Consider the following 22,656-nt stretch of genomic DNA (forward strand, 5'->3'; position numbering starts at 1 on the left):
TGCCCACATAAAAACGCCCCGGACCGGGGCGTTTTGCTTACTGCTCTTCTTCCAGGTAGGCGTAGCCTTCCAGCCCCGCGGACAACTCCTTCAGCAGCAGCGCCCGGGTTTCCTCATCCAGATCCGGGTGACTGGCCTGCAGCTCGTACTGGGCGTTGATCACCGAGGGATCGATGTCCACATAGCGCAGCAGCTCGGCCACGTTGCTGCCTTCCTTGATGTTGGTGATCTGCGCCTGGCCGTGCTCGTCCAGCACCACTTCGGCACTGTGGGTGTCACCAAACAGGTTGTGCATGTCACCCAGAATTTCCTGATAGGCCCCCACCAGGAAGAACCCCAAATACTGGGGCTGGCCGGGCACGAACTCGGGCATGGGCAGGGTGGTTTCCACGCCCTGACCGTCCACGTACTGATCGATGGCACCATCTGAATCGCAGGTAATGTCGAGGATCACCGCCCGGCGGCTGGGAGGCCGGTCGAGGCCGTCCAGGGGCAGCACCGGAAAGATCTGATCGATGCCCCAGGCGTCAGGCAGCGACTGGAACAGGGAGAAGTTAACAAAGCACTTGTCCGCCAGTTTCTCGTTCAGCTCGTCCATAATGGGCCGGTGTGCCCGGTTCACCGGATCCAGCTTCGCCTTGATGCCCAGACAAATGTTGAGGTGCACTTCTTCCGCCCAGGCCCTGTCTTCCAGGGTCATCAGGCCCATGTTGTACTGCTCGTGCACATCGGCCAGCTCCGCCACGGTATCGTGGTAAATTTCCAGCAGGGGGGGATCGTCCCGGCACAGGTCTTCCCAGGTTTCCCACATGTTGCCAAGCAAAAAGGGCGCGTCCTCGGCCGGCGCCGCCGGCTTGGTGCTCTGGGCCGATTCAATGCTGATCACATTGGCCACCAGCATGGCATGGTGGGCGGTAATGGCCCGGCCCGACTCGCTGATGATACGCGGATGAGGCAGATCGTATTCCCGGCACACGTTGCCGATGCCCCACACCACGTTGTTGGCATATTCCCGCAGGTTGTAGTTGGCGGAGCAGTAACTTTGCGAGCGGGTGCCCTCATAGTCCACGCCCAGGCCGCCACCCACGTCCACAATGTTGACCGGCACATTCAGCCGGCGCAGCTCGGCGTAAAAGCGGCCGCACTCGCGAATGCCCTTCTGAATGTCGCGAATATTGGCGATCTGGGAGCCCAAGTGGAAGTGCAGCAGCTGCAGCCAGTCGATACAGCCGGCGTCCTTCAGCTGGTTTACCAGGCTCAGCACCTGGGTGGCGCTCAGGCCAAACTTCGACTTTTCGCCACCACTCGACTGCCACTTGCCGGCCCCCTGGGACGCCAGCCGGGCACGCACACCCAGGCGGGGCGTGACCTTGAGCTTGGCCGCCTCTTCCATCACCAGCGCCAGCTCGGAAAGCTTTTCGATGACGATGTAGACCTGATGGCCCATCTTGGTGCCGAGCAGGGCCAGGCGTACGTATTCCTTGTCCTTGTAGCCGTTGCACACGATCACCGATTCGGTCTCGTGGGTATGGGCCAGCACCGCCAGCAGCTCGGGCTTGGAGCCCGCTTCCAGGCCCAGCCGGGGCTTGTCCTTGTAGGCCTTGGTAACGGCATCAAGCACGCCGCGCTGCTGGTTGACCTTGATCGGATACACGGTCAGGTAATCACCCTCGTAACCGTAATCTTCAATGGCGCCGTTAAAGGCGTTGAACAGGGCATCGATGCGGCTTTTGATGATATCGGGAAAACGCAGCAATACCGGGGCGGCATACCCCTCGGCCTTGAGCTGCTCCACCACCTCTGCCAATACCACTTTCGCCTCGGGCCGGGTCTTGTCGGGCGTTACACAAACCCGTCCCTGCTCGTCAAGATGAAAAAAACCGGCGCCCCAGTAAGGCAGGTTATACACCTTGAGCGCATCGTTTGCGGACCATTCAGCCATGCTCTTTGTCCCCTTGTCAGTTCAGGGTCACGGAAAATCCGGGCCTGGGGCCCGGTGCGATCTTAATTCGATTTTTCGTCAGTATAAGGCAAACCATGCTGCCCTATCGGGTAAACGCAGTCCATTCGGCGACGGAAAAACATCGGGGGGCGAGTGTACAATCCATGCCGGACGCTGGCCAGTACTGATCCCGCCCCGGCCGGAATTTTATTGGCGCGCCAGCCGCTCCAGCAGCAGGCCATGCTGATACAGAAAATGCTGTCCGCAACTGAATCCCATTGAATAATCCTGATCCAGCTGTGCCCGGGTCGAGCCCAGTACCCGGCTGTGCAGCGGGGCCGGCGGCACAATCTCGAACACCCGCACATTCTCCGGTGGTTGGGCCATAAAACAACGGGCCTGATCACAGCAACGCTGATAGGCCCGCACAATGGCCAGCAACTCCCCCAGCCGGTCCCGCCCCAGCCAGCCTTCCAGCCGCCGGGTCCAACTCAGGGAAAAACGCATGTTACCGGGCTGGGTACGGATCACCACCAGAACGCCGGCGCCCCGGTGCCAGGCCTCCCGTACCGGTATGGCGTCGGCCACGCCGCCGTCCAGATAGCGCTCGCCCTGCCATTCGACCCCGGCCCGGTAGAACAGCGGAATGGCACTGGAGGCCTTGAGCCCCAGCAGCCAGTCGGTGTCGGCCGGATGAAAATAGTGAGGCAGGTGATCCCGCGCCCGGGTACTGCAGAACAACAGCTCCCGCCGGCCCAGCCGCCGATGCCCGGTAACCACGTCCAGCGGCAACTCGTGACGCAGCACCTCGAAATACCAGTCCAGATCCACCAGATCTCCCCCCCGGGCAAAATGCAGCGGACGAAAGAAATCGGAACGGGTGGTGTAGTCGGTGATCACTTCTCGGGCAAAACCGCGGCTGTGGCACACATAGGCGGATAAATTCTGAGCGCCGGCAGAGGAGCCGATAAAGAGATCGAAGGGGTCAAAGTCCGCCGCCATAAACGCGTCCAGCACACCGGCGGTAAAAATGCCGCGCTGGCCTCCCCCTTCGCAGATCAGGGCCAGCCGGCCCCGTTCCGGCTCGCTGCCGGGAGGAGTCGAAGGCGCACTGTTCGTGAATGCCGTTTGCCTTAACATGGACAACCCTGTCATCAAATCATCATGGCGACGCCATGGTGGCGTCATGGGCCCTGCCTAGGCTGAGCTCAGTGCTAGTCAAGGAGCCCGCCATGTTCTCTGTAGACACCCTGGCCGCCGAGTTTCTGCCCCGGTGGCAACATGTGCCCGGTTGCAAGGCGCTGTTGCGTTATCTTTTGCACGAGCAGGCCTTTGCCAACTTCGCCGCCGACTATCCCCATTTACGCGGCCTCGACTTCGTTGAGCAGGTGCTCGAATATTTTCATTTTCACGTGCAGGTACACGAGCAGGAGCTGGAGCATGTTCCGGCCACCGGCCCCGTGGTCATCGTCGCCAATCACCCCATCGGCTCCCTGGACGGCCTGGCCCTGCTGCGGCTGGTGTGCCGGCTGCGCCCGGACACCCGCATCGTGGCCAATCAGTTGCTGGCCCGCATAGAGCCGCTCAGCTCCTTGCTGTTGCCGGTAGACGCCCTGGGGGGCCGCACCGGCCGGGCTCAGCTCGAGGCCCTGCAGCACCATCTGGCAGCCGGTGGCGTGGTCATTATCTTTCCCGCCGGCGAGGTCTCCCGCCTTGGTGCCACCGGAGTGCGTGATGGCCGCTGGCACGCCGGCTTCATCCGCCTGGCCATTCGCGCCCGGGCCGACATCGTGCCCATTCACCTTGAAGGCCGCAACTCCGCTTTCTTTTATTTAAGCTCACTGCTGTGTCGTTCGCTGGGCGGTGTGCTGCTGGTGCGTGAAATGTTTCGCCAGCGCAACCGGCAGATAAGCCTCCGTATCGGCCGACCGATAGCCTGGCAGCACTGCCGTCGCGGCGGCGTCAGTGACAAGGGCCTGGCGATGTTGTTTCGCAGCCACCTGTACCGGCTGGGCAAGGGCAAAAGCGGGTTGTTTGAAACCCAGGTTGCCATCGCACCGCCGGAGCCCCGCCAGGGGCTGAAAAAAGCGGTCGAAAAAGGCGAACTGCTGGGTCGAACCCGGGATGGCAAGGCCATTTACCTGACCAAACGGGATCCGTCGGGACATTGCGTGATCCTGCGGGAAATCGGCCGGCTGCGGGAGCTGGCCTTTCGCGCCGTGGGGGAAGGCACCGGCAAGCGCCGGGATCTGGACCCGTTTGATGATGACTATTACCAGTTGCTGCTGTGGGATCCGCAAGAGCTGGAAGTGATCGGTGCCTACCGTTTCGTTCCTGCCGCCCGGCAACTGAAACGCCGCGGGGTCGAAGGGCTGTACACCCATCAGCTGTTTGAGTTCGATGAATCCATGGCGCCCTTTCTTGAGCAGGGCATCGAGCTGGGTCGCAGCTTTATTCAGCCCGCCTACCAGGGGCGGCGCAGCCTGGATTACCTGTGGTTCGGCATCGGGGCCTTTCTGGCCCGGCATCCGCAATATCGCTACCTGTTTGGTCCTGTGTCCCTCAGCGCCGCCCTGCCGGTGACCGCCCGGGATCTGCTGGTGGCCTTTTACCGGCTGTATTTCTCGCAGCCCACCGTCCTGGCCCGTTCGCGGCGGCCGTTACCGGCCAGCCCCAACCACCTGCTGAATGCCTTTGCGGGCAATGACTACCGGGCAGATCTGCAACGGCTGAAGCAGCGCCTGGACCATCTGGGGGTGGCCATTCCCACCCTGTACAAGCAGTATGCCGAGTTGTGCGAGCCGGGTGGGGTACAGTTTGTGGACTTTGGTACGGATCCGGATTTTGCCGATTGCGTCGACGGCCTGGTCGTGGTGGATCTGGCCCGGCTCAAGCCGGAACGGTATCGACGCTATATCGCTCCCCATACCGTAGCAGACAGTGAATAAAGACCCTCAGTGATGGCGGTCACTGTGGCCCAGGTCACGCTCGGGCGCGATTTTATCCCGAATACGCTGCTTGATTTCCTTGGCTTCGGGGAAGCCGTGGTCAGCCACCCGGCACCAGATTAGCTCGCCGTCCACCAAGATCTGGAACTGACCCTGGTCACCGGGGATCAGTGCCACCTCGCCCACCTCGTCGGCAAAGGTCGACAGTATTTCCTGCGCCAGCCAGCCGGAGCGCAGCAACCAGCGGCACAGGCTGCAGTAACGTATTTCCACTCTGGGTTTCATCATGCCTCCTTAACGCAAGATGCCGGGCTTGGCCCGGCATCTTGCCACGATATTTATAACCGGTTCAGCGCACCACGCCGCTCAGAAACTCCTGGCGGGTGGCCGGGCGGCTTTTAAAGATGCCTCCCAAAGAGGTGGTGGTGGTATTGCTGGTGGCATCCATCACCCCCCTGGCCTTGACGCAGTAGTGGGTGGCGGTAATGCTCACCGCCACATCGTCCGACTCCAGCAAGGCCTGCAGCGCCACCAGCACCTGCTGGGTCAGCCGCTCCTGCACCTGGGGCCGGCGGGCAAAAAACTGCACGATACGATTGATCTTGGACAGGCCAATCACCTTGCCCCGGGGAATATAGGCCACGGTGGCGGTACCGTCTATGGTCACAAAATGGTGCTCACAGGTACTGGTGAGGGTGATGTCACGCACCTGCACCATTTCGTCCACCTTCATCTTGTTGTCGATCAAGGTGATCTTGGGAAAGTGGGCATAGTCCAGGCCCGAGAAGATTTCACGGACATACATCTTGGCGATGCGCTGGGGGGTTTCGGCCAGGCTGTCATCGTCCAGATCCAGCCCCAGTACGTCCATCACCTGGGTCATCAGGCCGGTGATTTTTTCCTGTTGTTCATCCGTGGTCAGGTTGTGGCTGCGCATCGGGGTTTCCAGGCCCCGGGCTTCCAGGGCCGAGCGGACCCGAATGGCTGCGTCGCTCAATGCGGTCATGATGATCTCCGTGAGAGTATACAATCTCAGGGCATGGTAGTGCATTTGGCCTTTGCTGTGAATGACGGATTAACGCTCGTCCGTGCGCGGGCATGACAATCACCGCCCGAGTCTGAAATAATGAATTCAATCAACACCATCAGGGAGCCATAACATGGCGATTCAAGATTGTTGCAGTCAACCCGGATTACGCCCTTTCGACGATGCACGGGCCGACATGCTGGGCCAGCTCGATGGAGTGGCCGCGGCGGAGCTGGTGTCACTGGAGCAGGCACTCAACCGGGTGCTGGCAGAGCCGGTGATTTCGCCGCTGGATGTTCCCGCCTTTGCCAATTCGGCCATGGACGGTTATGCCCTGCGGGCCGAAGACGCCGGGGCCCAGGGGAGCCTGGAGCTGGTGGGCACCAGCCTGGCCGGCCATCCCTTTAACGGCCAGGTGGCACCAGGCCAGTGCGTGCGCATCATGACCGGCGCCGCCCTGCCCCTGGGCGCCGACAGTGTGGTCATGCAGGAAAACTGCACCTCCGAGCACAACCGGGTGACCGTGCACGGCGAGGTGCAGCCGGGCCAGCATGTGCGCCAGGCCGCGGAAGACCTGGCCCAGGGCGAAACCGTGTTCCAGGCGGGCATGCGCATCAATGCCCGGGTGCTGTCGGTGCTGGCCTCGCTGGGTCTGGAGCAGATATCGGTTCGCCGGCCGCTGCGGGTGGCGCTGCTCTCTACCGGCGACGAGCTCAAGTCCCCCGGCGACCTGCTGGCCCCGGGGGAAATTTACGACTCCAACCGTATTGGCCTGGCCGCCATGCTTTCCCGGCTGGGGGTGGAGGTGACCGACTACGGCATCATCAAAGACGATCCCGAGCTTATTCGCAAGGCGTTTCTAAAGGCGGCGGCCAGCCACGATGCCCTGATCACCTCAGGGGGCGTCTCGGTAGGCGATGCGGATCATACCAAGGTGGTGCTGGAAGACGTGGGCCGCATCGGTTTCTGGAAGCTCGCCATCAAGCCCGGCAAGCCCTTTGCGTTTGGTCATATCGACCGGTGCGCCTTCTTTGGCCTGCCGGGCAACCCGGTGTCGGCGGCGGTCACCTTTCATTTGCTGGTGCGACCGGGGCTGGCCCGGCTGGCCGGCGAGCAGCTGCCCCCTGCCCTCACCCTGCAGGCCACCGCCCTCGTGCCGTTCAAAAAATCCCCCGGACGCATGGACTTTCAGCGCGGCCGGGTAGAGCGCCAGCCCGACGGCAGCCTGGGCGTGGTGCCCGCCGGTGCCCAGAGCTCGGCGGTGTTCAGCGCCATGGCCGAGGCCAACTGCCTGCTGCACCTGGAGCAGGACAGAGGCCGGGTGGAAGCGGGAGAAACCGTGACCCTGGAGCTGATCGACGGACTGTATTGGTAAACCGAGGCGGGGTTGCCGTCATGCCGGGCTCGACCCGGCATCTTTTTACCTCCAAGTCCCATGCAACCAGGATTCCGGCTCAAGGCCGGAATGACACCTATTCAAAACAGGATCAAGTCCCTACCACTTTCTGGCGGCGTCGGTGTCGCTGTCTTTGGCGTCAACCCAGCGTTCGCCGTCGGCGGTACGCTCCTTTTTCCAGAACGGCGCCCGGGTCTTGAGGTAATCCATGATGAAATGGCAGGCGGCAAAGGCCGCTTCCCGGTGCGCACTCGCCACCCCGACGAACACGATTTGATCGCCCAGCTCCAGCGCCCCCACCCGGTGAATGACCCGGCACTCCAGCAGCGGCCAGCGCCCCTGGGCCTCACTCACAATCTGCGCCAGGGCGTGCTCGGTCATGCCCGGGTAATGCTCCAGGGTCATGCCGCTCACCGCGGCCCCCTGGTTCATCTCCCGCACCTTGCCCACAAAGGTGACCACGGCGCCGGTCTGGTGGGACTGGCTCAGGGCGGCGTATTCGGTGGCCAGGCAAAAGTCCTCGGTCTGTACCCGAATCATGTCAGCCTCCGGTGACCGGCGGGAAAAACGCCACTTCGTCACCGTCCTTGAGGGCGGTGCCCGGGGTCGCCACCTCGTGGTTCACCGCCACCAGCAGGCTGTTGTCGGCCAGCACCCGGGCCCAGTTGGCATCACGCCCGGCCAGGTGCTCACGCAGGGCGTTCACATCGGCAAACCCGGCCTGCACCGACAACGCGTCCTCGCCCAGCTGTTCCCGCACACGGGCAAAAAATACGACTTTAATCATACCGCTTTAAACTCCCCGGACTTGCCGCCCCGTTTTTCCAGCAAACGCACCCCCTCGATGCGCATGTCCTTCTGTACCGCCTTGCACATGTCATAAATGGTCAGCGCCGCCACCGAGGCGGCGGTCAGGGCTTCCATTTCCACCCCGGTCTGGCCCGCCAGCTTGCAGTAGCTTTCAATGCGCACCCCGCCCCGCTCGCTGTCGGCCTCAAGCCGGACTTCCACCTTGGACAGCGCCAGCGGGTGGCACAGCGGGATCAGATCGGCGGTTTTCTTCGCCGCCATGATGCCGGCGATGCGGGCGGTGGCGAACACATCCCCCTTGTGATGCCGGCCGTTGACGATAAGCGCCAGGGTTTGCGGTGCCATCAGCACCCAGGCCTCGGCCCGGGCTTCCCGGCTGGTCACCGCCTTGTCGCTCACGTCCACCATGTTGGCCTCGCCCGAGGCGTTGATATGGGTCAGTTCGCTCATGACTTACACCAGATGCTGCACAAAGTTGCAGGGCTTGTGGCGGGCGTCGAGCTGTTCGGCCAGAATGCCATTCCAACCGGTGCGGCAGGCGCCGGTCGAGCCGGGCAGGCAGAACACCGCGGTGCGGTTGGCCAGGCCGCCCAAGGCCCGGCTCTGCACCGTGGAGGTGCCCAGCTCCTGATAGGTGATATGGCGAAACAGTTCGCCGAAGCCGTCGATCACGGTGTCGAGCAGCGGGCCCACCGCTTCCGGGGTGGTATCGCGGCCGGTAAAGCCGGTGCCGCCGGTGATGATCACCACCTGCACCTCGGAACTGGCTATCCAGCGCGACACCAGGGCGCGGATATCGTACTTGTCATCCTTGAGAATGACCTTTTCCGCCAGCCGGTGGCCGGCGGCGGTGATGGCGTCAACCAGAAAACGACCCGAGCTGTCGGTTTCCTCATTCCGGGTGTCGGAGACGGTCAGCACCGCGATGTTCAGGGGCACAAAGGCCTGACTTGCATGACTCATGGCGTCCTCTCTTTATATAAAGATAATACCTGAGCGCATTCTCGCACAGGTCAGCAGGAGATCAATCGTTAAAAAACAAAGCCTGTGGCGATAATGCCACAGGCTCGGGGATAGCGCCCAGTACGGGATCAGAATCCTTCCACGCCACTCATGTCGGGCAGCTGGTGCGCGATGCCCTTGTGGCAGTCGATACAGGTTTTTTCACCGCTGGCCAGGGAGGTGGAATGGGCCTGGGCGGCCCGACTGCCCTGCACGCTGAAGTCCATGTAATCGAAGTTATGGCAGTTGCGGCATTCCCGGGAGTCGGTTTCCTTCATCCGCTGCCATTCCCGCTCAGCCATGTGGCGACGGTGGGCCTCGAATTTCTCGGGGGTATCGATAATGCCGGTGATCTTGCCCCAGACCTCCTTGGAGGCCGCTATCTTGCGCACTATCTTGTGGGTCCACTCATGGGGCACATGGCAGTCCGGACAGCTGGCGCGCACCCCGGAGCGGTTGGCGTAGTGGATGGTATCCCGGTATTCGACGAAGACGTTGTCCTGCATTTCGTGACAGCTGATGCAGAACTGCTCGGTGTTGGTCACCTCCAGGGCGGTGTTAAAGCCCCCCCAGAAAATGACACCGCCCAGAAAGCCGAGTAGCAACACCACCCCCACCGCTACCTTGCCCGGCGAGCGGAAGGTATGCCACAGCCGCTTCAACAGCCCTTTCTTTTCCGTCATAACAGCCCCTTACCTGAGAGATTCAACAGGAGTGAACACATTGTCGACCAGGGGTTTGGCATCGGTCTGGGGAACATGACACTGCAGGCAGAAATAACGCCGCGGGCTGATGTCGCCCAGGGTCATGCCATCCCGGGTTTCGAAATGGGTCGGGCTGACCCGGGGTGCCTTGCGGGCGGCGGCGTTTTTCCAGCCATGGCAGGACAGGCAGCGGTTAACCTTGAGATCCACCTCATAACCCCGCACCTGGTGCGGCACCAGAGGCGGCTGATGAATATACTGCCGGTCCTGAATGCCCTGATCCTTGACCGGATCCTTGATGCGTCCCGGATCCTTGTCAATGTCCAGCGCGGTTGCGCCGCGCAGGGCGCTGAGCCCTCCCGCGTTGGCGTCGATATCGCCCGGCTGGGCCTGGGCCAGACCGACCCAGGCGGTGAGCAGCAAGGTGCCTATCATTTTTCCTGTTTTTGTCATGTCTTATTCTCCGCCTTTTTTGCAAAACGCGTGGTGAAACTGAAGACGTCTTCCGAACACACGTCGATACAACGCCCACAATGGCTACAATCGGTCATTTCAATCTCGGGGCCAAAGCCCCGTCTGGCGCCATGTACCGGCCCCCTGAGCACCTGGGGCTCGGGACAGACGGCATAACAATCCATGCAACTGGTGCACTGCTGGCGATTGGCGGCGGTCACCTGTATCGGCCTGAGCCTGTTGACCAGCCCCAGAAAGCGCCCTGGGGACAGAGGTGGCCGCACCAGCCCCGGTCCACCACAAAGGTGTCGAACAGGAACACGGCGACGATCAGCAACCAGCCCCAGCCCATGCCAAACAGCAAGCCCCGGTGCAGCAGGGACACCGGGTTGACCGACTCCCACACCACCATGCCGCCGATGAGCGGCACCACCAGTAGGGTAGCCAGCAGCCAGTAGCGCAGCCGGTTCGACAGCCCCGAGCCCTGGCGCAGCCCCAATTTTCGGCGCAGCCAGGCGGCGCCGTCGGTCACCGGGTTGAGCGGGCAGACCCAGGAGCAGAACACCCGGCCGCCCACCAGGGCATAGCCGGCCAGCACGATCAGCGCCCCCAGCCAGGCCGTGAACGCCGGCCAGTGCCCCGCAGCCAGCAATTGCAGTAGCACGAAGGGATCGGTCAGCGGTACCGTGTCCATGACCCGCGAGCTCGACAGGTTGCCCTCGAACAGCCACAGACCAAACCAGGGGCCGATCAGGAACAGCCCCATCACCGTCAGCTGGCTGAGCCGGCGCAGCAGCAGGTAGCGGTGGGCCCGCCACCAGCCCTTGCGCTCCACCGCTTCGGCCCCGGGAATGCGCCTCATCTCACTGCCCTCCTTGCGGCCGGCGGGTGGGCAGGGTCAGTTGTTCGCCGATCAGCGACTCGCCACCGGCTTTTTCCTTCTCCACCCAGCCCCAGCGGTAATGGGCGCCCAGCTCGCCCTTGGCCAGCTCCCTCGGAAGCACCTTGATCGCCGCCTCTTCCAGCACACAGGCATGCTCGCACTTGCCGCAGCCGGTGCAGGCGTCCGAATGTACCGTCGGTATGAACAGCGCGTGGTGCCCGGTCCGGGTGTTGTGGCTCGGCTCCAGGGTGATGGCCTGGTCGATCAGCGGACAAACCCGGTAGCAGACATCGCAGCGCAAGCCCTGCCAGTTGAGGCAGGTTTCGTGATCGATCAGCACCGCCAGCCCCATGCGAGCCTCGTCGATGTCGGTCAGCGCCGGATCCAGCGCCCCGGTCGGGCAGGCGGCGACACAGGGAAGGTCGTCGCACATCTCGCAGGGCACCGCCCGGGCATCGAAGTAAGGGGTGCCGGTGGTAACCGGGGTCAGCAACCGGGCCAGCTTGAGGGTGTCGTAGGGACAGGCTTCCACGCACAGGCCGCAGCGCACGCAGGCCCCGAGGAAGTCGGCCTCGGCACCCGCCCCCGGCGGCCGCAGCGCCTGGGCCGGCAGGCTGGCGGCCTGCCGGCTGTAAGCCCCCAGTCCCAGCCCGACCAGCCCCATGGCGCAGCTGCCACCGGCCAGCTGCAACAGGAATTGACGCCGCGACGCCCCGCTCATCGCCATGCCGCCCTTATGCCTTCATCACCTTGACCGCGCACTTCTTGAAGTCGGTCTGCTTGGACAGGGGGCAGGTGGCATCCAGGGTCAGCCGGTTGATCAGCTGGTTTTCGTCAAACCAGGGCACGAACACCAGCCCCTTGGGCGGACGGTTGCGGCCCCGGGTCTCGACCCGGGTCTTCATTTCGCCCCGGCGCGAGGCCACCACCACCTCGTCGCCCCGGCGCAGGCCGCGCTCGCGGGCGTCTTCCGGATGCATGAACACCTGGGCATCGGGATAGGAGCGGTGCAGCTCCGGCACCCGGCGGGTCATGGAGCCCGAATGCCAGTGCTCCAGCACCCGGCCGGTGGACAGCCAGAGATCGAACTCTTCGTCCGGCACTTCGGGGGCCGGCTCGAACGGCAGGGCGAAAATCACCGCCTTGTTGTCCTTGTGGCCGTAGAACTGCACCCCGGTGCCCTTTTCCACATAAGGGTCGTAGCCTTCCCGGTAGCGCCACAGGGTTTCCTGACCATCCACCACCGGCCAGCGCAGGCCGCGGGCCTGGTGGTACATGTCGTAGGGGGCCAGATCGTGGGCGTGGCCACGGCCGAATTCGGCGTATTCCTCGAACAGGCCCTTCTGCACGTAAAAACCGAAATGATCCCGCTCGTCGTTGAGCTCGTTCTTGCAGTCTTCCGAGGGGAAACGGTCCACCTGGCCGTTGCGGTAGAGCACCTCATAGAGGGTCTTGCCGCGGTATTCCGGCACCTGGGCCAGCAGCTCCTCGGACCAGACTTCCTCCACGGTAAAGCGCTTGGCAAACTCCATCAGCTGCCACAGATCGGAGCGGGCGCCCTCGGGGCATTTCACCTGCTGATACCACACCTGGGTGCGGCGCTCGGCGTTGCCGTAGCCGCCTTCCTTTTCCACCCACATGGCGGTGGGCAGCACCAGATCCGCCGCCTGGGCGGTGACGGTGGGATAGGCATCGGACACCACCACGAAGTTGGCGGGGTTGCGATAGCCGGGCAGGCTCTCCTCGTTCATGTTGGGGGCGGCCTGCATGTTGTTGTTGCACATCACCCAGTAGGCGTTGAGCTTGCCGTCTTTCAGCATGCGGTTTTGCACCACCGCGTGGTAGCCCACCTCGGGATTGATGGTGCCCGCCGGCAACTTCCAGATTTTCTCGGCGGTGGCCCTGTGCTGCTCATTGGTCACCACCATGTCCGCCGGCAGCCGGTGGGCAAAGGTGCCCACTTCCCGGGCGGTGCCGCAGGCGGAGGGTTGGCCGGTGAGCGAGAAGGGGCTGTTGCCCGGCTCGGAGATCTTGCCGGTCAGCAGGTGGATGTTGTACACCATGTTGTTGGCCCAGGTGCCCCGGGTATGCTGGTTGAAGCCCATGGTCCAGAAGGACACCACCTTGATGTAAGGGTCGGCGTAGGCCTGGGCCAGCGCTTCCAGTTTGTCGGCGGGCACGCCGGAGAGCTTGGCGACGGTTTCCACGTCGTAGTCGGCCACGAACTCGGCAAACTCCTCAAAGCTGATGGGCGTGGACGCCCCCGAGTCGGGATGGGCCGCCGCCTGTTGCAGCGGGTGGGTCGGCCGCAGACCATAGCCGATGTCGGTTTCGCCCCTGACGAAATTGACGTGCTTCTCGACGAATTCCTGGTTCACATAGCCGTTTTCGATGATGTAGTGGGCGATGTAGTTGAGGATGGCCAGATCGGTCTGGGGATGGAACACGATGCCGTTGTCGGCCAGCTCGAAGCTGCGGTGCTCGAAGGTGGACAGCACGTGCACCTGCACATGGGGCGCGCTCAGCCGGCGGTCGGTCAGCCGCGACCATAGAATGGGGTGCATTTCCGCCATGTTGGAGCCCCACAGCACGAAGGCGTCGGTGGCTTCAATATCGTCATAGCAGCCCATGGGCTCGTCCATGCCGAAGGTGCGCATAAAACCGGCCACCGCCGAGGCCATGCAATGGCGGGCGTTGGGATCCAGGTTGTTGGAGCGAAAGCCCGCCTTCAGCAGCTTGGAGGCGGCATAGCCTTCCATGATGGTCCACTGGCCGGAGCCGAACATGCCCACGCCGCTCGGGCCCCGCTCCTTGAGCGCGGCCTTCCATTTTTCGGCCATGATGTCGAATGCCTGATCCCAGCTGATGGGGGTGAATTCGCCGTCCTTGTCGAACTGGCCGTTCTTCATGCGCAGCAAGGGTGTGGTCAGCCGGTCCTTGCCGTACATGATTTTGGACAGGAAATACCCCTTGATGCAGTTCAGGCCCTTGTTGACCGGCGCATCCGGATCCCCCTGAGTGGCCACCAGCCGGCCATCCTGGGAGCCCACCAGCACCGAGCAACCGGTACCACAAAACCGGCAGGGTGCCTTGTCCCACTTGATGGCGGTTTGATCCCGGCTGGTGATCAGATTGGTGGCGGCGGCCGGTACGCTCAGGCCTGCGGCCGCAGCGGCGGCGGCGACCGCGTTTGCCTTCATAAAGGCGCGACGACTCAGCTTCATTGTTGCTCCTCACCTGCTTCCAGTTCAGCAAATTCATGATAAATAAGGGTGGTGGACAAAATGCCGTCCAGCAGGGCTATCCGGTCGATGGCATCGACCACCCCCCTCTTGCTGGGGCCTTCGATGGCCACCACCAGTTTGCCCTGGTCGCTGCTGACCGGGACTTCTACCCCTTCCAGCCTGGTGATGGCGTCCATGGCGGCCTGCATGTGCTCGGGGCGGCAATACACCACCAGACTGGCCACATGCCATTCGTGTTCGGTCATGCTTGCTCCTCCTTTACAACCTCAATGGCGCCCACCGGACAGGCCGCCACACAGCCGCCACAGCCGTTACAGGCGTCCCTGTTCAGCTCGGGCTGGGCCACGGCCCCAAGCCGGGGACGAAAACGGATAGCTGCGGGCTCACAGCCGTCTTCACAACTGCGGCAATGGACGCCCCGGCGTGTCAGGCAGGGCTCACCAAAGGTAGCGTGCTGCTGCCAGGGTAATTCGTCGCGGGAGCGAAACAGGGGCTCACTGCAGGCATTCGCGCAGTCGCCGCAAAAGGTGCATTCCCCCCGGGCGAAGTCGATGGCCGGAAAGCCGCCGTCGGCGTTGATGATGATGTGCTCGGGACAGGCCCGAACGCAGTCGCCACAACGGGTGCAGCGGTCGGCAAACTGCGACCACGGCACCGCCCAGGGCAACGACTGGGCGGGACGATCGGTGCCGAGCCCTCCCCTGAGCCAGCGCCGCCGCGATAAATCGGGGGTGGTGTCCATGTCTTCCCGTCTCTGTTGACTAAAACCGTGAATGTAGCACAAGTGTTAAAATTTGTGCGAACCCGCCTGCCGGTGTTCGTATGATCACAGAGTATGGAAATCCGATTCCGAAGAGAATCGCATTAAGGAAAAACCGAAGGGGAGCTTGATCGGGATCAATTAACGGCGGCCGCAAGCCCGGCCGCCATGAACAACACCACGGGCGGATCAGCCGCCGATGGACGCCAGATGAGGGGTCATACCACTGTGGCCCTGATGCAGAAAGTGGCTGGCCTTCTTGTCGGCCAGGGCCTCCCGCAACCGTCGTTGCAGCGCCGCCTGCTGGCCTTCGTGCTGCAGCAAATCGCGCAGATCCACGCCGTAGTCGCCAAACAGGCACAGGTGCAGTTTGCCCAGCGCCGACACCCGCAGCCGATTGCAGCTGGCGCAGAAGTCCTGGGCATAAGGCATGATAAGGCCGATTTCCCCGACGTAATCCGCATGCCAGAACACCTCGGCCGGGCCGTCGTTATGGCCACGTACCTTTTGCTGCCAGCCCGCTTCCAGCAGCTTTTCCTTGATGGCGGCCCCGCGCACATGATGACGCTCAAACAAGGCGTCCATTTCGCCGGTCTGCATCAGCTCGATAAAGCGCAGCTGAATGGGGTTTGATTTGATCCAGGCCAGAAACTGCCCCAGCTCGCCGTCATTGAGACCACGCATCAGCACCGTATTGACCTTGACCTGTTCAAAGCCGGCGGCGAAGGCGGCGTCGATCCCCGCCATCACCTCATGAAAGCGGTTCTGGCCGGTGATCTGATGAAACATGCGCGGATCCAGGCTATCGACGCTGACATTGATGGCATCCAGGCCGGCGCTGCGCCAGTCTGACACCTGCTCCGCCATACGGTAGCCATTGGTGGTGGTGGCCACCTTGCGAATGCCCGGGGTGGCGGCCACGGTTTCGATGATACGGGTGAAGTCCCGGCGCATGGAGGGCTCGCCACCGGTAATACGCACCTTGTTGGTGCCCATGGCCGCAAAGGCCCGGGTGATATGGCGAATTTCGTCCAGAGCAAGAAAGGACTTGCGCCCGTCCGGCCGGTAACCATCGGGCAGGCAATACTGGCAGCGGAAGTTGCAGACGTCGGTGACCGACAACCGCAAATAATGAAACTTGCGCGCAAACGCGTCTTGTAATTCCAACATAAACACCTTTCCAAAACGGGAGGCGACGACATTTCTCTCGGCACCCTTACGAACCGTGGATTCCGGTTCGAGCGGTCCGGCCACCCTATCGGCGCGGTTGTGGCGACTTAGGTGAGTCGGACTCGGAGTTTTTAACAGCTTTAATGATTGTCGCTTTCACCTTAGGTGCAAACATTGCTTCAGATCAAGAAATATTTGCGTACACGCCTGCCGGTGGAGGGACCGACACAGTGACCATAACAGTGAGAGGATTCAGAATGAGTCTTTCATATTGCAACACTGGTGTATTTCAAAATGAAAGTTTTCGCATTAAGCAACGGTCATTTTTGGGTCCTTAACACCGCAAATCCTTGCGGAATGGGCGTTTGCAAAGTTGGCACGATAATTTCATATAAGTATGCAGTCGTTTTTATCCCGTGCTCTCTTCAGCTCCCGCTGAAGTTCGGCCAACCCATTGGGTTGGCCATTTTTTTGCCTGCTCAGCGAGGCTCCAGCCGTCCTTCCACCCTCAATAAGGTGTCATTCAGTGCCTGTTGCCAGGCTTGCATCAACGGGACGATTTCCACCTGCTCATGACGACGACAGGCCGCTTCCAGCTTTTCCGCCAGAAACTGGCAACGCAGCGCACCGTAACTGCCACAGGCCGACTTCAGGCTGTGACACCACCTGGCCATGCCATCGTCGTCCTGGGCGGCAAAGGCGTCGGCCAGTGACGCTCCCTGCTGCACGCCGTCTTCCGCAAACAGTCGCAACAGCCGATCCAGGGCCTCACTGCCCAGATCCCGCTCCAGCTGCTCCAGGCGGGACAGATCCAGCAGGGGCAGACGGCCATGAAGCTGTTGCCAGTCAGCCATGATCGCCTCCCCAGCTTTGCAGCTTGCGGTAAATGGTGGACGGGCTCACCTCGAGCAGCGCTGCCGCCCGGGAAATATTGCCCTCACAGTGCGCTATGGTGCGCTCGATGGCTTGGCGCTCGATGACCGCCAGCGGCAAGATAGGCTGAGGGCTGGGCACCAGCTCCCGCTCTGCGGCGGGCACCTCAAACAGGGGCCGGTCCAGGGGCGCGGGCAGCATATCGACCTCAATCCACTCGCCCCGGTGCAGCACCACGGCGTTACGGATGACATTCTGCAACTGGCGCACATTGCCCGGCCAATGATAGGCCTGCAGCCGGTCCTTGGTGGCCTCGGACAACCCCACAAAATCCTTGCCCTCTTCCCGGGATGCCTGACGCACCAGGGCGGTGGCGATGCTGATCACATCCCCACCCCGCTCCCTGAGCGGGGGCAGGTGTACCGGGATCACGTGCAGGCGATAGTAGAGATCTTCCCGAAACCGACCCTGCTCCACTTCCACCAGCGGATCACGGTTGGTGGCACACACGATGCGTACGTCCACCTTGACGTGATTGGAGCTGCCCACCGGCTGGATCAGCCCGGTCTGGAGAAAACGCAGCAGCTTGCTTTGCAGCTCCAGATCCATTTCGCAGATCTCGTCCATAAACAGGGTGCCGCCATTGGCGCGGATCACCGCACCGTCCCTGTCCTGCAGCGCCCCGGTAAAGGCGCCCTTGATATGGCCAAACAGCTCGCTTTCCATCAGATCCCGGGGAATGGCGGCGCAGTTCAGGGCGATAAAGGGGCCGTCGGCCCGGCCGCTGAGCTGATGAATGGCTTCGGCACACACTTCCTTGCCGGTGCCGCTTTCGCCGGTGATGAACACGGTGGCGGTGCTGGGGGCGGCATTCTCAATCAGCCGGTAGACCTTTTGCATCGGCAGGCTTTCACCGATAAAGCCCTGGAAGCGCTCCCGCTCCATTTCATGGCGGTACTGGTCGACCAGCTGATTGAGGTGGCGAAATTTCATGGTGTTGTGCAGGGTGACCTTGAGCCGTTCGGCTTCCACCGGCTTGCTGATAAAGTCATGAGCCCCCAGGCGCATGGCGTCGACCGCCACGTCCACCGAGCCGTGGGCGGTCATCACTATGGTGGTGACATTCTGCTGCTCCTGGTGCAGCCATTGCAGAATATCCATGCCCGGCATGTCGGGCAGGATCAGATCCAGCAACAAAATATCGGGCGGCTGGCGCCGAATATGCTCCAGCGCCTCCTGACCACTGCTGACCACGGTCAGCGACAGAGGCTCGTCCTGCAAGAACATTCGATACATCGCCGCCAGTGACGGCGTATCTTCCACCATCAGGACATTAAGCCTTTGCTCTACCATCTCGACTCTCTCGTTGTTTCCATACCAGTTGTTTTTCAGCTTCTTGACAAAAAAGGCTTGCCATTGCGCAACGTCATGTTAACATCATCACAACATTAGCCGTGACTCATTTGTATCTTATTTGGTCCGCATTTTTCATGCGTTAGCGCGATGTGAAACGAAGCCTGTTTTCTGCCCGTGTGGCTGCTGCGAAACCAGGGTCGGATTTCCGCCCTGGTCTTTTTTTGTGTATTCAGGCCGGGTTGTCGATGTCGACAAACTCCACCTTAAGGCCCTGCTCAGCCGCCAGCCATTCTCCCAGCGCCTTCACGCCGTAACGCTCGGTCGCATGATGACCCGCCGCATAAAAGTGCAGGCCCAGCTCTCGTGCCGTGTGCACCGTCTGCTCCGACACCTCACCACTGATAAAGGCATCCATGCCCTGCTCCGCCGCCAGCTCGATATACCCCTGGCCGCCACCGGTGCACCAGCCCAGGCGCCGGATCTCGCTTGGCCCGCCTTCGCCCACGTGCAACACGCTACGCCCCAGCCGCTGCTCGATGCGCGCGGCCAACGCGCTGCCGCTCATGGGAGACGCCAGCTCGCCGCGCATGGCCACCGACAACGGGTTGTCGGCTTCAAGGGGGCCGGTGACGCGAATGCCGAGCAGGCTCGCCAGCTGGGCGTTGTTCCCAAGTTCAGGGGCGATGTCCAGGGGCAGGTGGTACGCGTACAGGTTGATGTCGTGGCTGAGTAACGCCTTCAGCCGGCGGCGCTTCATGCCCCGCACCGGCTGGGACTCCCCCTTCCAGAAATAACCGTGATGCACCAGCAAGGCATCGGCGCCAAGGGCCACCGCCCGGTCAATCAGCGCCTGGCTGGCGGTCACGCCGGTCACGATATGGCGAACCTCGGCGCGGCCTTCCACTTGCAGTCCGTTCGGGCAATAATCCCGAATGGCGTCCACATTCAGCTGCCGATTGAGCAGCTGCTCGAGCTCCATGTTGTTCATGCTGGCTCCCGTCGTTTGAAATTGGCCCATTGTAAATCATAAAGAGAATGGTTATGAGCCCTTTACTCAACGAGTTGTTAAACCGGCTGCACCACAACGAGGTACGTGACCTGGCCTGGGCCATTGGCAGCCCGGGCCTGTTACCCGGCCTGGAGCAGGCACCGGACGATGGCTGGTATGCGGCCTTGCTGCAGGAATATCACCCTCGCCTGCTGGAGCTGGACCGCGCGCCCGCCCTGCTGCGTCGTTATTGCGGACATTGCCGCCGCCTGGGCCAGTATTTCGAGACCCTGTGGCACTTCTTCCTGCTGGATCATCCGCGTTTCCAGGTGCTGGGCTACAACCGCCAGCAGGTGGTGGCCGGACGTACCCTGGGCGCTTTTGATCTGCTGGTGTGGGACAGCCGGTACCGGCGCATCGAGCACTGGGAGCTGGCGGTGAAATTTTATCTGATCACCGATATGCGGGCGCCGCAAAACAGTGCCCTGGGCATCAATCCCTGCGACAGGTTGCGTCGCAAACTGGAGCACATGCAGCAGCACCAGTTGCGCCTCAGCCACCAGCCGCCGGTGCGGCGGGCGCTGATGGCGGAAGGACTGATGCCGGCCCATACCCGGCTGGTGCTGAAAGGCCGGCTGTTTTACCCGCAACATGCCGCCCTGCCCGATGGCCATGCCGCCACTGTCGGCAGATGGGGTCATGAGGTGCCCGGGCCCGGTTTCGAGCCGCAACAGAAACTGGGATGGATGACGGGAGGCCGAAGTACCAGCGAACGCCGGGATCGACAAAACTACCGGGATCGCCATGGAAACTGGTATGTGAGGGTGGACGCCAATTGGAACAAGGAAGTACGAAGTGACAATATGGAGGCGCGTTCCGGAGTCGAACCGGACTAAACGGATTTGCAATCCGCTGCATAACCGCTTTGCTAACGCGCCTTTGCAGACTTGGAGCGGGAAACGAGATTCGAACTCGCGACCCCAACCTTGGCAAGGTTGTGCTCTACCAGCTGAGCTATTCCCGCAAACAACTTTCTACTTGTGCATGGGGCCGCGCTGCGACCCTCATCAAGTTCAGCAAGGAAGTGCTCACATCAGCTGAGCCATTCCCGCTTATCAAGAAGAGTATCAACGGCTTGTCGCCGCTGATGAGAGGGCATTATAGGCAGGGCGGCGGCCAATACAAGACCTTTTTCGCAACACTGTGTCATTTGCTTTCATTTTCAGCACCTTGGGTAATTTTTTGGCTAACCGGCTGCTAAGCTTGGGCTCATATTCCGTGTTGGAGTCCGTGATGTTTCTGTTTCTGTTTGCCCTGCTCTGGCTGCCCCTGGCCCATGCCGACAACCGGCCCGCCCCCGAAGCCGCGACCGGCTGGCAACCTCAGCCGCTGGTACAGGCCGACCAGGCCATGGTAGTGACCGCCAATCCCCACGCCAGCCGGGCGGCGCAGACCATGCTGGCCAGGGGCGGCAGCGCCGTCGACGCCATGATTGCCGCCCAGATGGTACTGACCCTGGTCGAGCCCCAGTCCTCGGGGCTGGGTGGCGGTGGCTTTCTGGTGCACTGGCACCAGGAAGAGCAGCATCTCACCACCCTGGATGGCCGGGAAACCGCCCCGCAGCAGGCGCCGCCCGGGCTGTTTCTCAACGATCAGGGCCAGCCCATGGGCTTTATGGAAGCCGTGGTCGGAGGACGCTCGGTGGGTACACCGGGTACTCCATTGCTGATGTGGCAGGCCCATCAGCGCTTTGGCGTCCTGCCCTGGCGAGAGCTGTTTGCGCCGGCCATTGATCTGGCACTGCACGGCTTCGCGGTCTCGCCCCGGCTGGCCCGGCTGATCGCCCAGAACCGCGACAGCCTGTTCAAGGATCCCGACAGCCGCCGCTATTTTTTCGACCCCCAGGGCCAGCCCCTCGCCGCCGGCAGTCGCCTGAGCAACCCGCCCCTTGCCGCCCTGCTGACCCGGCTCAGTATTGAAGGGCCATCGGCCTTTTATTCCGGCAAAATCGCCCAGCTGATGGTGGACAAGGTGCAGAGCGCGGCCGGTTACCTGAGCCTGAGCGATCTCGAGCAGTACCGGGTACAACAGCGACCGGGGCTGTGCTTTCCCTATCGCCGCTACAAAATCTGCGGCATGGGGCCACCAAGCTCGGGCACCCTGGCCCTGGGCCAGATCATGGGCATGCTGTCCCACTTTGAGCTGAGCAAGCTCGGCCCCGCTTCGCCCGAGGCCTGGCGACTGATGGCCGATGCCTCCCGGCTGGCTTTCGCCGATCGCAACCGCTATGCCGGCGACAGCGACTTTGTACCGGTGCCGGTCGACGGCCTGCTCGATCCCGATTACCTCTCAGAGCGCGCCCAGCTACTGAAAAACACCCAGCGAGCCCTCCCCTCGGTGGCCCCGGGCACGCCGAACGGACAGCGCCCCGCGGCCCCGGACACCTCGCCCGAATTCCCCTCCACCACCCACATCAGCATTATTGATGCCAGGGGCAATGCCGTGTCGCTCACCTCCACCATTGAAAATGCCTTTGGCTCCCGGCTGATGGTGCAGGGATTTCTGCTCAACAACGAGCTCACCGACTTCGCCTTTGTCCCCGAGGTGGATGGCGTGCCGGTGGCCAACCGGCTGCAGCCGGGCAAACGCCCGCGCTCGTCCATGAGCCCGACCCTGGTGTTTGACGATCAGGACCGGCTGCTGCTGGTGCTGGGCTCGCCCGGGGGCAGCAGCATCATCGGTTATGTACTGCATGCTCTGGTGAACCTGCTCGACTGGGGCATGGACGTTCGGGAGGCCATTCACCAGCCCCATGTGCTGCACCGGGGAGGCGCCCTCGAAATGGAGCCCTTCGGCCGCAACCTGGCGCTGGCACCGGCCATGGCGGCGCTCGGCTTTGAGGTGCGCACCACCGAGCTCAACTCCGGCCTGCACCTCATCATGCGCACCGCCGGCGGCCTCAGCGGTGCCGCCGACCCGCGCCGGGAAGGGCTGGCACTGGCAGCGGACTGAGCTTATCGGCTCCGCCGGCGGTTAATAGTTTACGAACTGGTAAAAATATCGTAAAAACCTTGGTTTTGCCCTCAAGTTTGCCGGGAC

Annotated in this window: 24 protein-coding genes, 2 tRNA genes and 1 riboswitch; of the genes, 4 read left to right on the forward strand and 22 right to left on the reverse strand. The window is 62.3% G+C overall.

Annotation, left to right across the window (positions count from 1 at the left end):
• Positions 1 to 37: 37 nt before the first annotated feature.
• Entirely contained in the window at positions 38 to 1,942 is a 1,905-nt protein-coding gene (gene speA, locus GU3_RS11305; RefSeq protein ID WP_014292673.1) for a biosynthetic arginine decarboxylase, read from the reverse strand.
• Between the two features lie 207 nt (positions 1,943 to 2,149).
• On the reverse strand, positions 2,150 to 3,082 hold the full coding sequence (locus tag GU3_RS11310; protein ID WP_014292674.1) for a patatin family protein: 933 nt from the start codon (positions 3,080 to 3,082) through the stop codon (positions 2,150 to 2,152).
• A 92-nt stretch (positions 3,083 to 3,174) separates the two neighbouring features.
• On the opposite strand from GU3_RS11310, the gene GU3_RS11315 reads away from it, so the two are divergent.
• Positions 3,175 to 4,890 carry a GNAT family N-acyltransferase gene (locus GU3_RS11315; RefSeq protein ID WP_014292675.1) on the forward strand — a complete coding sequence of 572 codons (1,716 nt, stop codon included), beginning with the start codon at positions 3,175 to 3,177 and terminating at the stop codon, positions 4,888 to 4,890.
• A 6-nt stretch (positions 4,891 to 4,896) separates the two neighbouring features.
• Here the strand turns inward: GU3_RS11315 and GU3_RS11320 are convergent, their stop codons facing one another.
• Both GU3_RS11320 and folE read right to left on the reverse strand, forming a co-directional pair.
• On the reverse strand, positions 4,897 to 5,175 hold the full coding sequence (locus GU3_RS11320; protein WP_014292676.1) for a SelT/SelW/SelH family protein: 279 nt from the start codon (positions 5,173 to 5,175) through the stop codon (positions 4,897 to 4,899).
• A gap of 64 nt (positions 5,176 to 5,239) precedes the next feature.
• Entirely contained in the window at positions 5,240 to 5,896 is a 657-nt protein-coding gene (gene folE, locus GU3_RS11325; protein ID WP_014292677.1) for a GTP cyclohydrolase I FolE, read from the reverse strand.
• A 154-nt stretch (positions 5,897 to 6,050) separates the two neighbouring features.
• Between folE and glp the strand changes: the two genes are divergently transcribed.
• Positions 6,051 to 7,292: a gephyrin-like molybdotransferase Glp gene (gene glp / locus GU3_RS11330; RefSeq protein ID WP_041543159.1), complete on the forward strand. Its 1,242-nt coding sequence runs from the start codon at positions 6,051 to 6,053 to the stop codon at positions 7,290 to 7,292.
• 120 nt (positions 7,293 to 7,412) lie between these two features.
• Here glp and moaE read toward each other — a convergent pair whose 3' ends face one another.
• From moaE to GU3_RS11405, 16 genes are all read right to left on the reverse strand, one after another.
• Entirely contained in the window at positions 7,413 to 7,853 is a 441-nt protein-coding gene (gene moaE / locus GU3_RS11335; protein ID WP_014292679.1) for a molybdopterin synthase catalytic subunit MoaE, read from the reverse strand.
• Between the two features lies 1 nt (position 7,854).
• Positions 7,855 to 8,100 (reverse strand): molybdopterin synthase sulfur carrier subunit, encoded by a 246-nt coding sequence (moaD, locus tag GU3_RS11340; protein WP_014292680.1) that lies wholly within the window; start codon positions 8,098 to 8,100, stop codon positions 7,855 to 7,857.
• Entirely contained in the window at positions 8,097 to 8,573 is a 477-nt protein-coding gene (moaC, locus tag GU3_RS11345) for a cyclic pyranopterin monophosphate synthase MoaC (protein WP_014292681.1), read from the reverse strand. Before moaC ends, moaD begins: the two co-directional genes overlap by 4 nt.
• A 3-nt stretch (positions 8,574 to 8,576) precedes the next feature.
• On the reverse strand, positions 8,577 to 9,086 hold the full coding sequence (moaB, locus tag GU3_RS11350; protein WP_014292682.1) for a molybdenum cofactor biosynthesis protein B: 510 nt from the start codon (positions 9,084 to 9,086) through the stop codon (positions 8,577 to 8,579).
• A 128-nt stretch (positions 9,087 to 9,214) separates the two neighbouring features.
• Positions 9,215 to 9,808 (reverse strand): cytochrome c3 family protein, encoded by a 594-nt coding sequence (locus tag GU3_RS11355; protein WP_014292683.1) that lies wholly within the window; start codon positions 9,806 to 9,808, stop codon positions 9,215 to 9,217.
• Between the two features lie 9 nt (positions 9,809 to 9,817).
• Positions 9,818 to 10,282 carry a nitrate reductase cytochrome c-type subunit gene (locus GU3_RS11360; protein ID WP_041543161.1) on the reverse strand — a complete coding sequence of 155 codons (465 nt, stop codon included), beginning with the start codon at positions 10,280 to 10,282 and terminating at the stop codon, positions 9,818 to 9,820.
• Positions 10,279 to 10,467: a 4Fe-4S dicluster domain-containing protein gene (locus tag GU3_RS17360; RefSeq protein WP_237711191.1), complete on the reverse strand. Its 189-nt coding sequence runs from the start codon at positions 10,465 to 10,467 to the stop codon at positions 10,279 to 10,281. The genes GU3_RS11360 and GU3_RS17360 overlap by 4 nt, the downstream gene beginning before the upstream one ends.
• A 32-nt stretch (positions 10,468 to 10,499) precedes the next feature.
• Complete coding sequence (gene napH / locus GU3_RS11365; RefSeq protein ID WP_014292685.1) at positions 10,500 to 11,144, reverse strand: quinol dehydrogenase ferredoxin subunit NapH; 645 nt, start codon at positions 11,142 to 11,144, stop codon at positions 10,500 to 10,502.
• A gap of 1 nt (position 11,145) precedes the next feature.
• A complete protein-coding gene (gene napG / locus GU3_RS11370; protein WP_014292686.1) occupies positions 11,146 to 11,892 on the reverse strand; it encodes a ferredoxin-type protein NapG in 747 nt (248 codons plus the stop codon).
• Positions 11,893 to 11,899: 7 nt separating this feature from the next.
• Positions 11,900 to 14,389, reverse strand: coding sequence for a nitrate reductase catalytic subunit NapA (gene napA / locus GU3_RS11375; RefSeq protein WP_014292687.1), 2,490 nt, complete (start codon positions 14,387 to 14,389; stop codon positions 11,900 to 11,902).
• Positions 14,386 to 14,655 carry a chaperone NapD gene (locus tag GU3_RS11380; RefSeq protein WP_014292688.1) on the reverse strand — a complete coding sequence of 90 codons (270 nt, stop codon included), beginning with the start codon at positions 14,653 to 14,655 and terminating at the stop codon, positions 14,386 to 14,388. Before GU3_RS11380 ends, napA begins: the two co-directional genes overlap by 4 nt.
• Complete coding sequence (gene napF / locus GU3_RS11385; RefSeq protein ID WP_014292689.1) at positions 14,652 to 15,152, reverse strand: ferredoxin-type protein NapF; 501 nt, start codon at positions 15,150 to 15,152, stop codon at positions 14,652 to 14,654. The genes GU3_RS11380 and napF overlap by 4 nt, the downstream gene beginning before the upstream one ends.
• A gap of 207 nt (positions 15,153 to 15,359) precedes the next feature.
• On the reverse strand, positions 15,360 to 16,340 hold the full coding sequence (gene moaA, locus GU3_RS11390; RefSeq protein ID WP_014292690.1) for a GTP 3',8-cyclase MoaA: 981 nt from the start codon (positions 16,338 to 16,340) through the stop codon (positions 15,360 to 15,362).
• A riboswitch (molybdenum cofactor riboswitch) is annotated at positions 16,328 to 16,480 on the reverse strand. (Overlaps the previous gene by 13 nt.)
• Positions 16,481 to 16,819: 339 nt before the next feature.
• Positions 16,820 to 17,194 (reverse strand): Hpt domain-containing protein, encoded by a 375-nt coding sequence (locus GU3_RS11395; protein WP_014292691.1) that lies wholly within the window; start codon positions 17,192 to 17,194, stop codon positions 16,820 to 16,822.
• Positions 17,187 to 18,566 (reverse strand): sigma-54 dependent transcriptional regulator, encoded by a 1,380-nt coding sequence (locus GU3_RS11400; RefSeq protein ID WP_041543165.1) that lies wholly within the window; start codon positions 18,564 to 18,566, stop codon positions 17,187 to 17,189. The genes GU3_RS11395 and GU3_RS11400 overlap by 8 nt, the downstream gene beginning before the upstream one ends.
• A 232-nt stretch (positions 18,567 to 18,798) precedes the next feature.
• Positions 18,799 to 19,557, reverse strand: coding sequence for a Nif3-like dinuclear metal center hexameric protein (locus GU3_RS11405; RefSeq protein WP_014292693.1), 759 nt, complete (start codon positions 19,555 to 19,557; stop codon positions 18,799 to 18,801).
• A 53-nt stretch (positions 19,558 to 19,610) separates the two neighbouring features.
• Between GU3_RS11405 and GU3_RS16825 the strand changes: the two genes are divergently transcribed.
• Positions 19,611 to 20,453, forward strand: a complete 843-nt coding sequence (locus tag GU3_RS16825; protein WP_158308468.1) for a DUF1853 family protein — start codon at positions 19,611 to 19,613, stop codon at positions 20,451 to 20,453.
• Here GU3_RS16825 and GU3_RS11415 read toward each other — a convergent pair.
• Positions 20,422 to 20,495 (reverse strand) — tRNA-Cys (locus GU3_RS11415). The genes GU3_RS16825 and GU3_RS11415 overlap by 32 nt on opposite strands.
• A gap of 10 nt (positions 20,496 to 20,505) precedes the next feature.
• Positions 20,506 to 20,581: transfer RNA gene (locus tag GU3_RS11420), tRNA-Gly, on the reverse strand.
• A gap of 269 nt (positions 20,582 to 20,850) precedes the next feature.
• Between GU3_RS11420 and ggt the strand changes: the two genes are divergently transcribed.
• Positions 20,851 to 22,569: a gamma-glutamyltransferase gene (gene ggt / locus GU3_RS11425; RefSeq protein WP_014292694.1), complete on the forward strand. Its 1,719-nt coding sequence runs from the start codon at positions 20,851 to 20,853 to the stop codon at positions 22,567 to 22,569.
• Positions 22,570 to 22,656 lie beyond the last annotated feature (87 nt).

The organism is Oceanimonas sp. GK1 (genome assembly GCF_000243075.1).
In the GTDB taxonomy this organism is placed as follows: domain Bacteria; phylum Pseudomonadota; class Gammaproteobacteria; order Enterobacterales; family Aeromonadaceae; genus Oceanimonas.

What these genes read in the sequence shown, in the direction of transcription:
- moaD (WP_014292680.1), bottom strand. Translation starts at nt 8,100, where the DNA reads ATGATTAAAGTCGTATTTTTTGCCCGTGTGCGGGAACAGCTGGGCGAG.
- ggt (WP_014292694.1), top strand. Translation starts at nt 20,851, where the DNA reads ATGTTTCTGTTTCTGTTTGCCCTGCTCTGGCTGCCCCTGGCCCATGCC.
- napF (WP_014292689.1), bottom strand. Translation starts at nt 15,152, where the DNA reads ATGGACACCACCCCCGATTTATCGCGGCGGCGCTGGCTCAGGGGAGGG.
- GU3_RS11355 (WP_014292683.1), bottom strand. Translation starts at nt 9,808, where the DNA reads ATGACGGAAAAGAAAGGGCTGTTGAAGCGGCTGTGGCATACCTTCCGC.
- glp (WP_041543159.1), top strand. Translation starts at nt 6,051, where the DNA reads ATGGCGATTCAAGATTGTTGCAGTCAACCCGGATTACGCCCTTTCGAC.
- GU3_RS11315 (WP_014292675.1), top strand. Translation starts at nt 3,175, where the DNA reads ATGTTCTCTGTAGACACCCTGGCCGCCGAGTTTCTGCCCCGGTGGCAA.
- GU3_RS17360 (WP_237711191.1), bottom strand. Translation starts at nt 10,467, where the DNA reads ATGGATTGTTATGCCGTCTGTCCCGAGCCCCAGGTGCTCAGGGGGCCG.
- GU3_RS11310 (WP_014292674.1), bottom strand. Translation starts at nt 3,082, where the DNA reads ATGTTAAGGCAAACGGCATTCACGAACAGTGCGCCTTCGACTCCTCCC.
- GU3_RS11360 (WP_041543161.1), bottom strand. Translation starts at nt 10,282, where the DNA reads ATGACAAAAACAGGAAAAATGATAGGCACCTTGCTGCTCACCGCCTGG.
- GU3_RS11380 (WP_014292688.1), bottom strand. Translation starts at nt 14,655, where the DNA reads ATGACCGAACACGAATGGCATGTGGCCAGTCTGGTGGTGTATTGCCGC.
- GU3_RS11405 (WP_014292693.1), bottom strand. Translation starts at nt 19,557, where the DNA reads ATGAACAACATGGAGCTCGAGCAGCTGCTCAATCGGCAGCTGAATGTG.
- folE (WP_014292677.1), bottom strand. Translation starts at nt 5,896, where the DNA reads ATGACCGCATTGAGCGACGCAGCCATTCGGGTCCGCTCGGCCCTGGAA.
- GU3_RS16825 (WP_158308468.1), top strand. Translation starts at nt 19,611, where the DNA reads ATGAGCCCTTTACTCAACGAGTTGTTAAACCGGCTGCACCACAACGAG.
- napG (WP_014292686.1), bottom strand. Translation starts at nt 11,892, where the DNA reads ATGGCGATGAGCGGGGCGTCGCGGCGTCAATTCCTGTTGCAGCTGGCC.
- moaC (WP_014292681.1), bottom strand. Translation starts at nt 8,573, where the DNA reads ATGAGCGAACTGACCCATATCAACGCCTCGGGCGAGGCCAACATGGTG.
- moaE (WP_014292679.1), bottom strand. Translation starts at nt 7,853, where the DNA reads ATGATTCGGGTACAGACCGAGGACTTTTGCCTGGCCACCGAATACGCC.
- GU3_RS11400 (WP_041543165.1), bottom strand. Translation starts at nt 18,566, where the DNA reads ATGGTAGAGCAAAGGCTTAATGTCCTGATGGTGGAAGATACGCCGTCA.
- moaA (WP_014292690.1), bottom strand. Translation starts at nt 16,340, where the DNA reads ATGTTGGAATTACAAGACGCGTTTGCGCGCAAGTTTCATTATTTGCGG.
- GU3_RS11320 (WP_014292676.1), bottom strand. Translation starts at nt 5,175, where the DNA reads ATGAAACCCAGAGTGGAAATACGTTACTGCAGCCTGTGCCGCTGGTTG.
- napH (WP_014292685.1), bottom strand. Translation starts at nt 11,144, where the DNA reads ATGAGGCGCATTCCCGGGGCCGAAGCGGTGGAGCGCAAGGGCTGGTGG.
- speA (WP_014292673.1), bottom strand. Translation starts at nt 1,942, where the DNA reads ATGGCTGAATGGTCCGCAAACGATGCGCTCAAGGTGTATAACCTGCCT.
- napA (WP_014292687.1), bottom strand. Translation starts at nt 14,389, where the DNA reads ATGAAGCTGAGTCGTCGCGCCTTTATGAAGGCAAACGCGGTCGCCGCC.
- GU3_RS11395 (WP_014292691.1), bottom strand. Translation starts at nt 17,194, where the DNA reads ATGGCTGACTGGCAACAGCTTCATGGCCGTCTGCCCCTGCTGGATCTG.
- moaB (WP_014292682.1), bottom strand. Translation starts at nt 9,086, where the DNA reads ATGAGTCATGCAAGTCAGGCCTTTGTGCCCCTGAACATCGCGGTGCTG.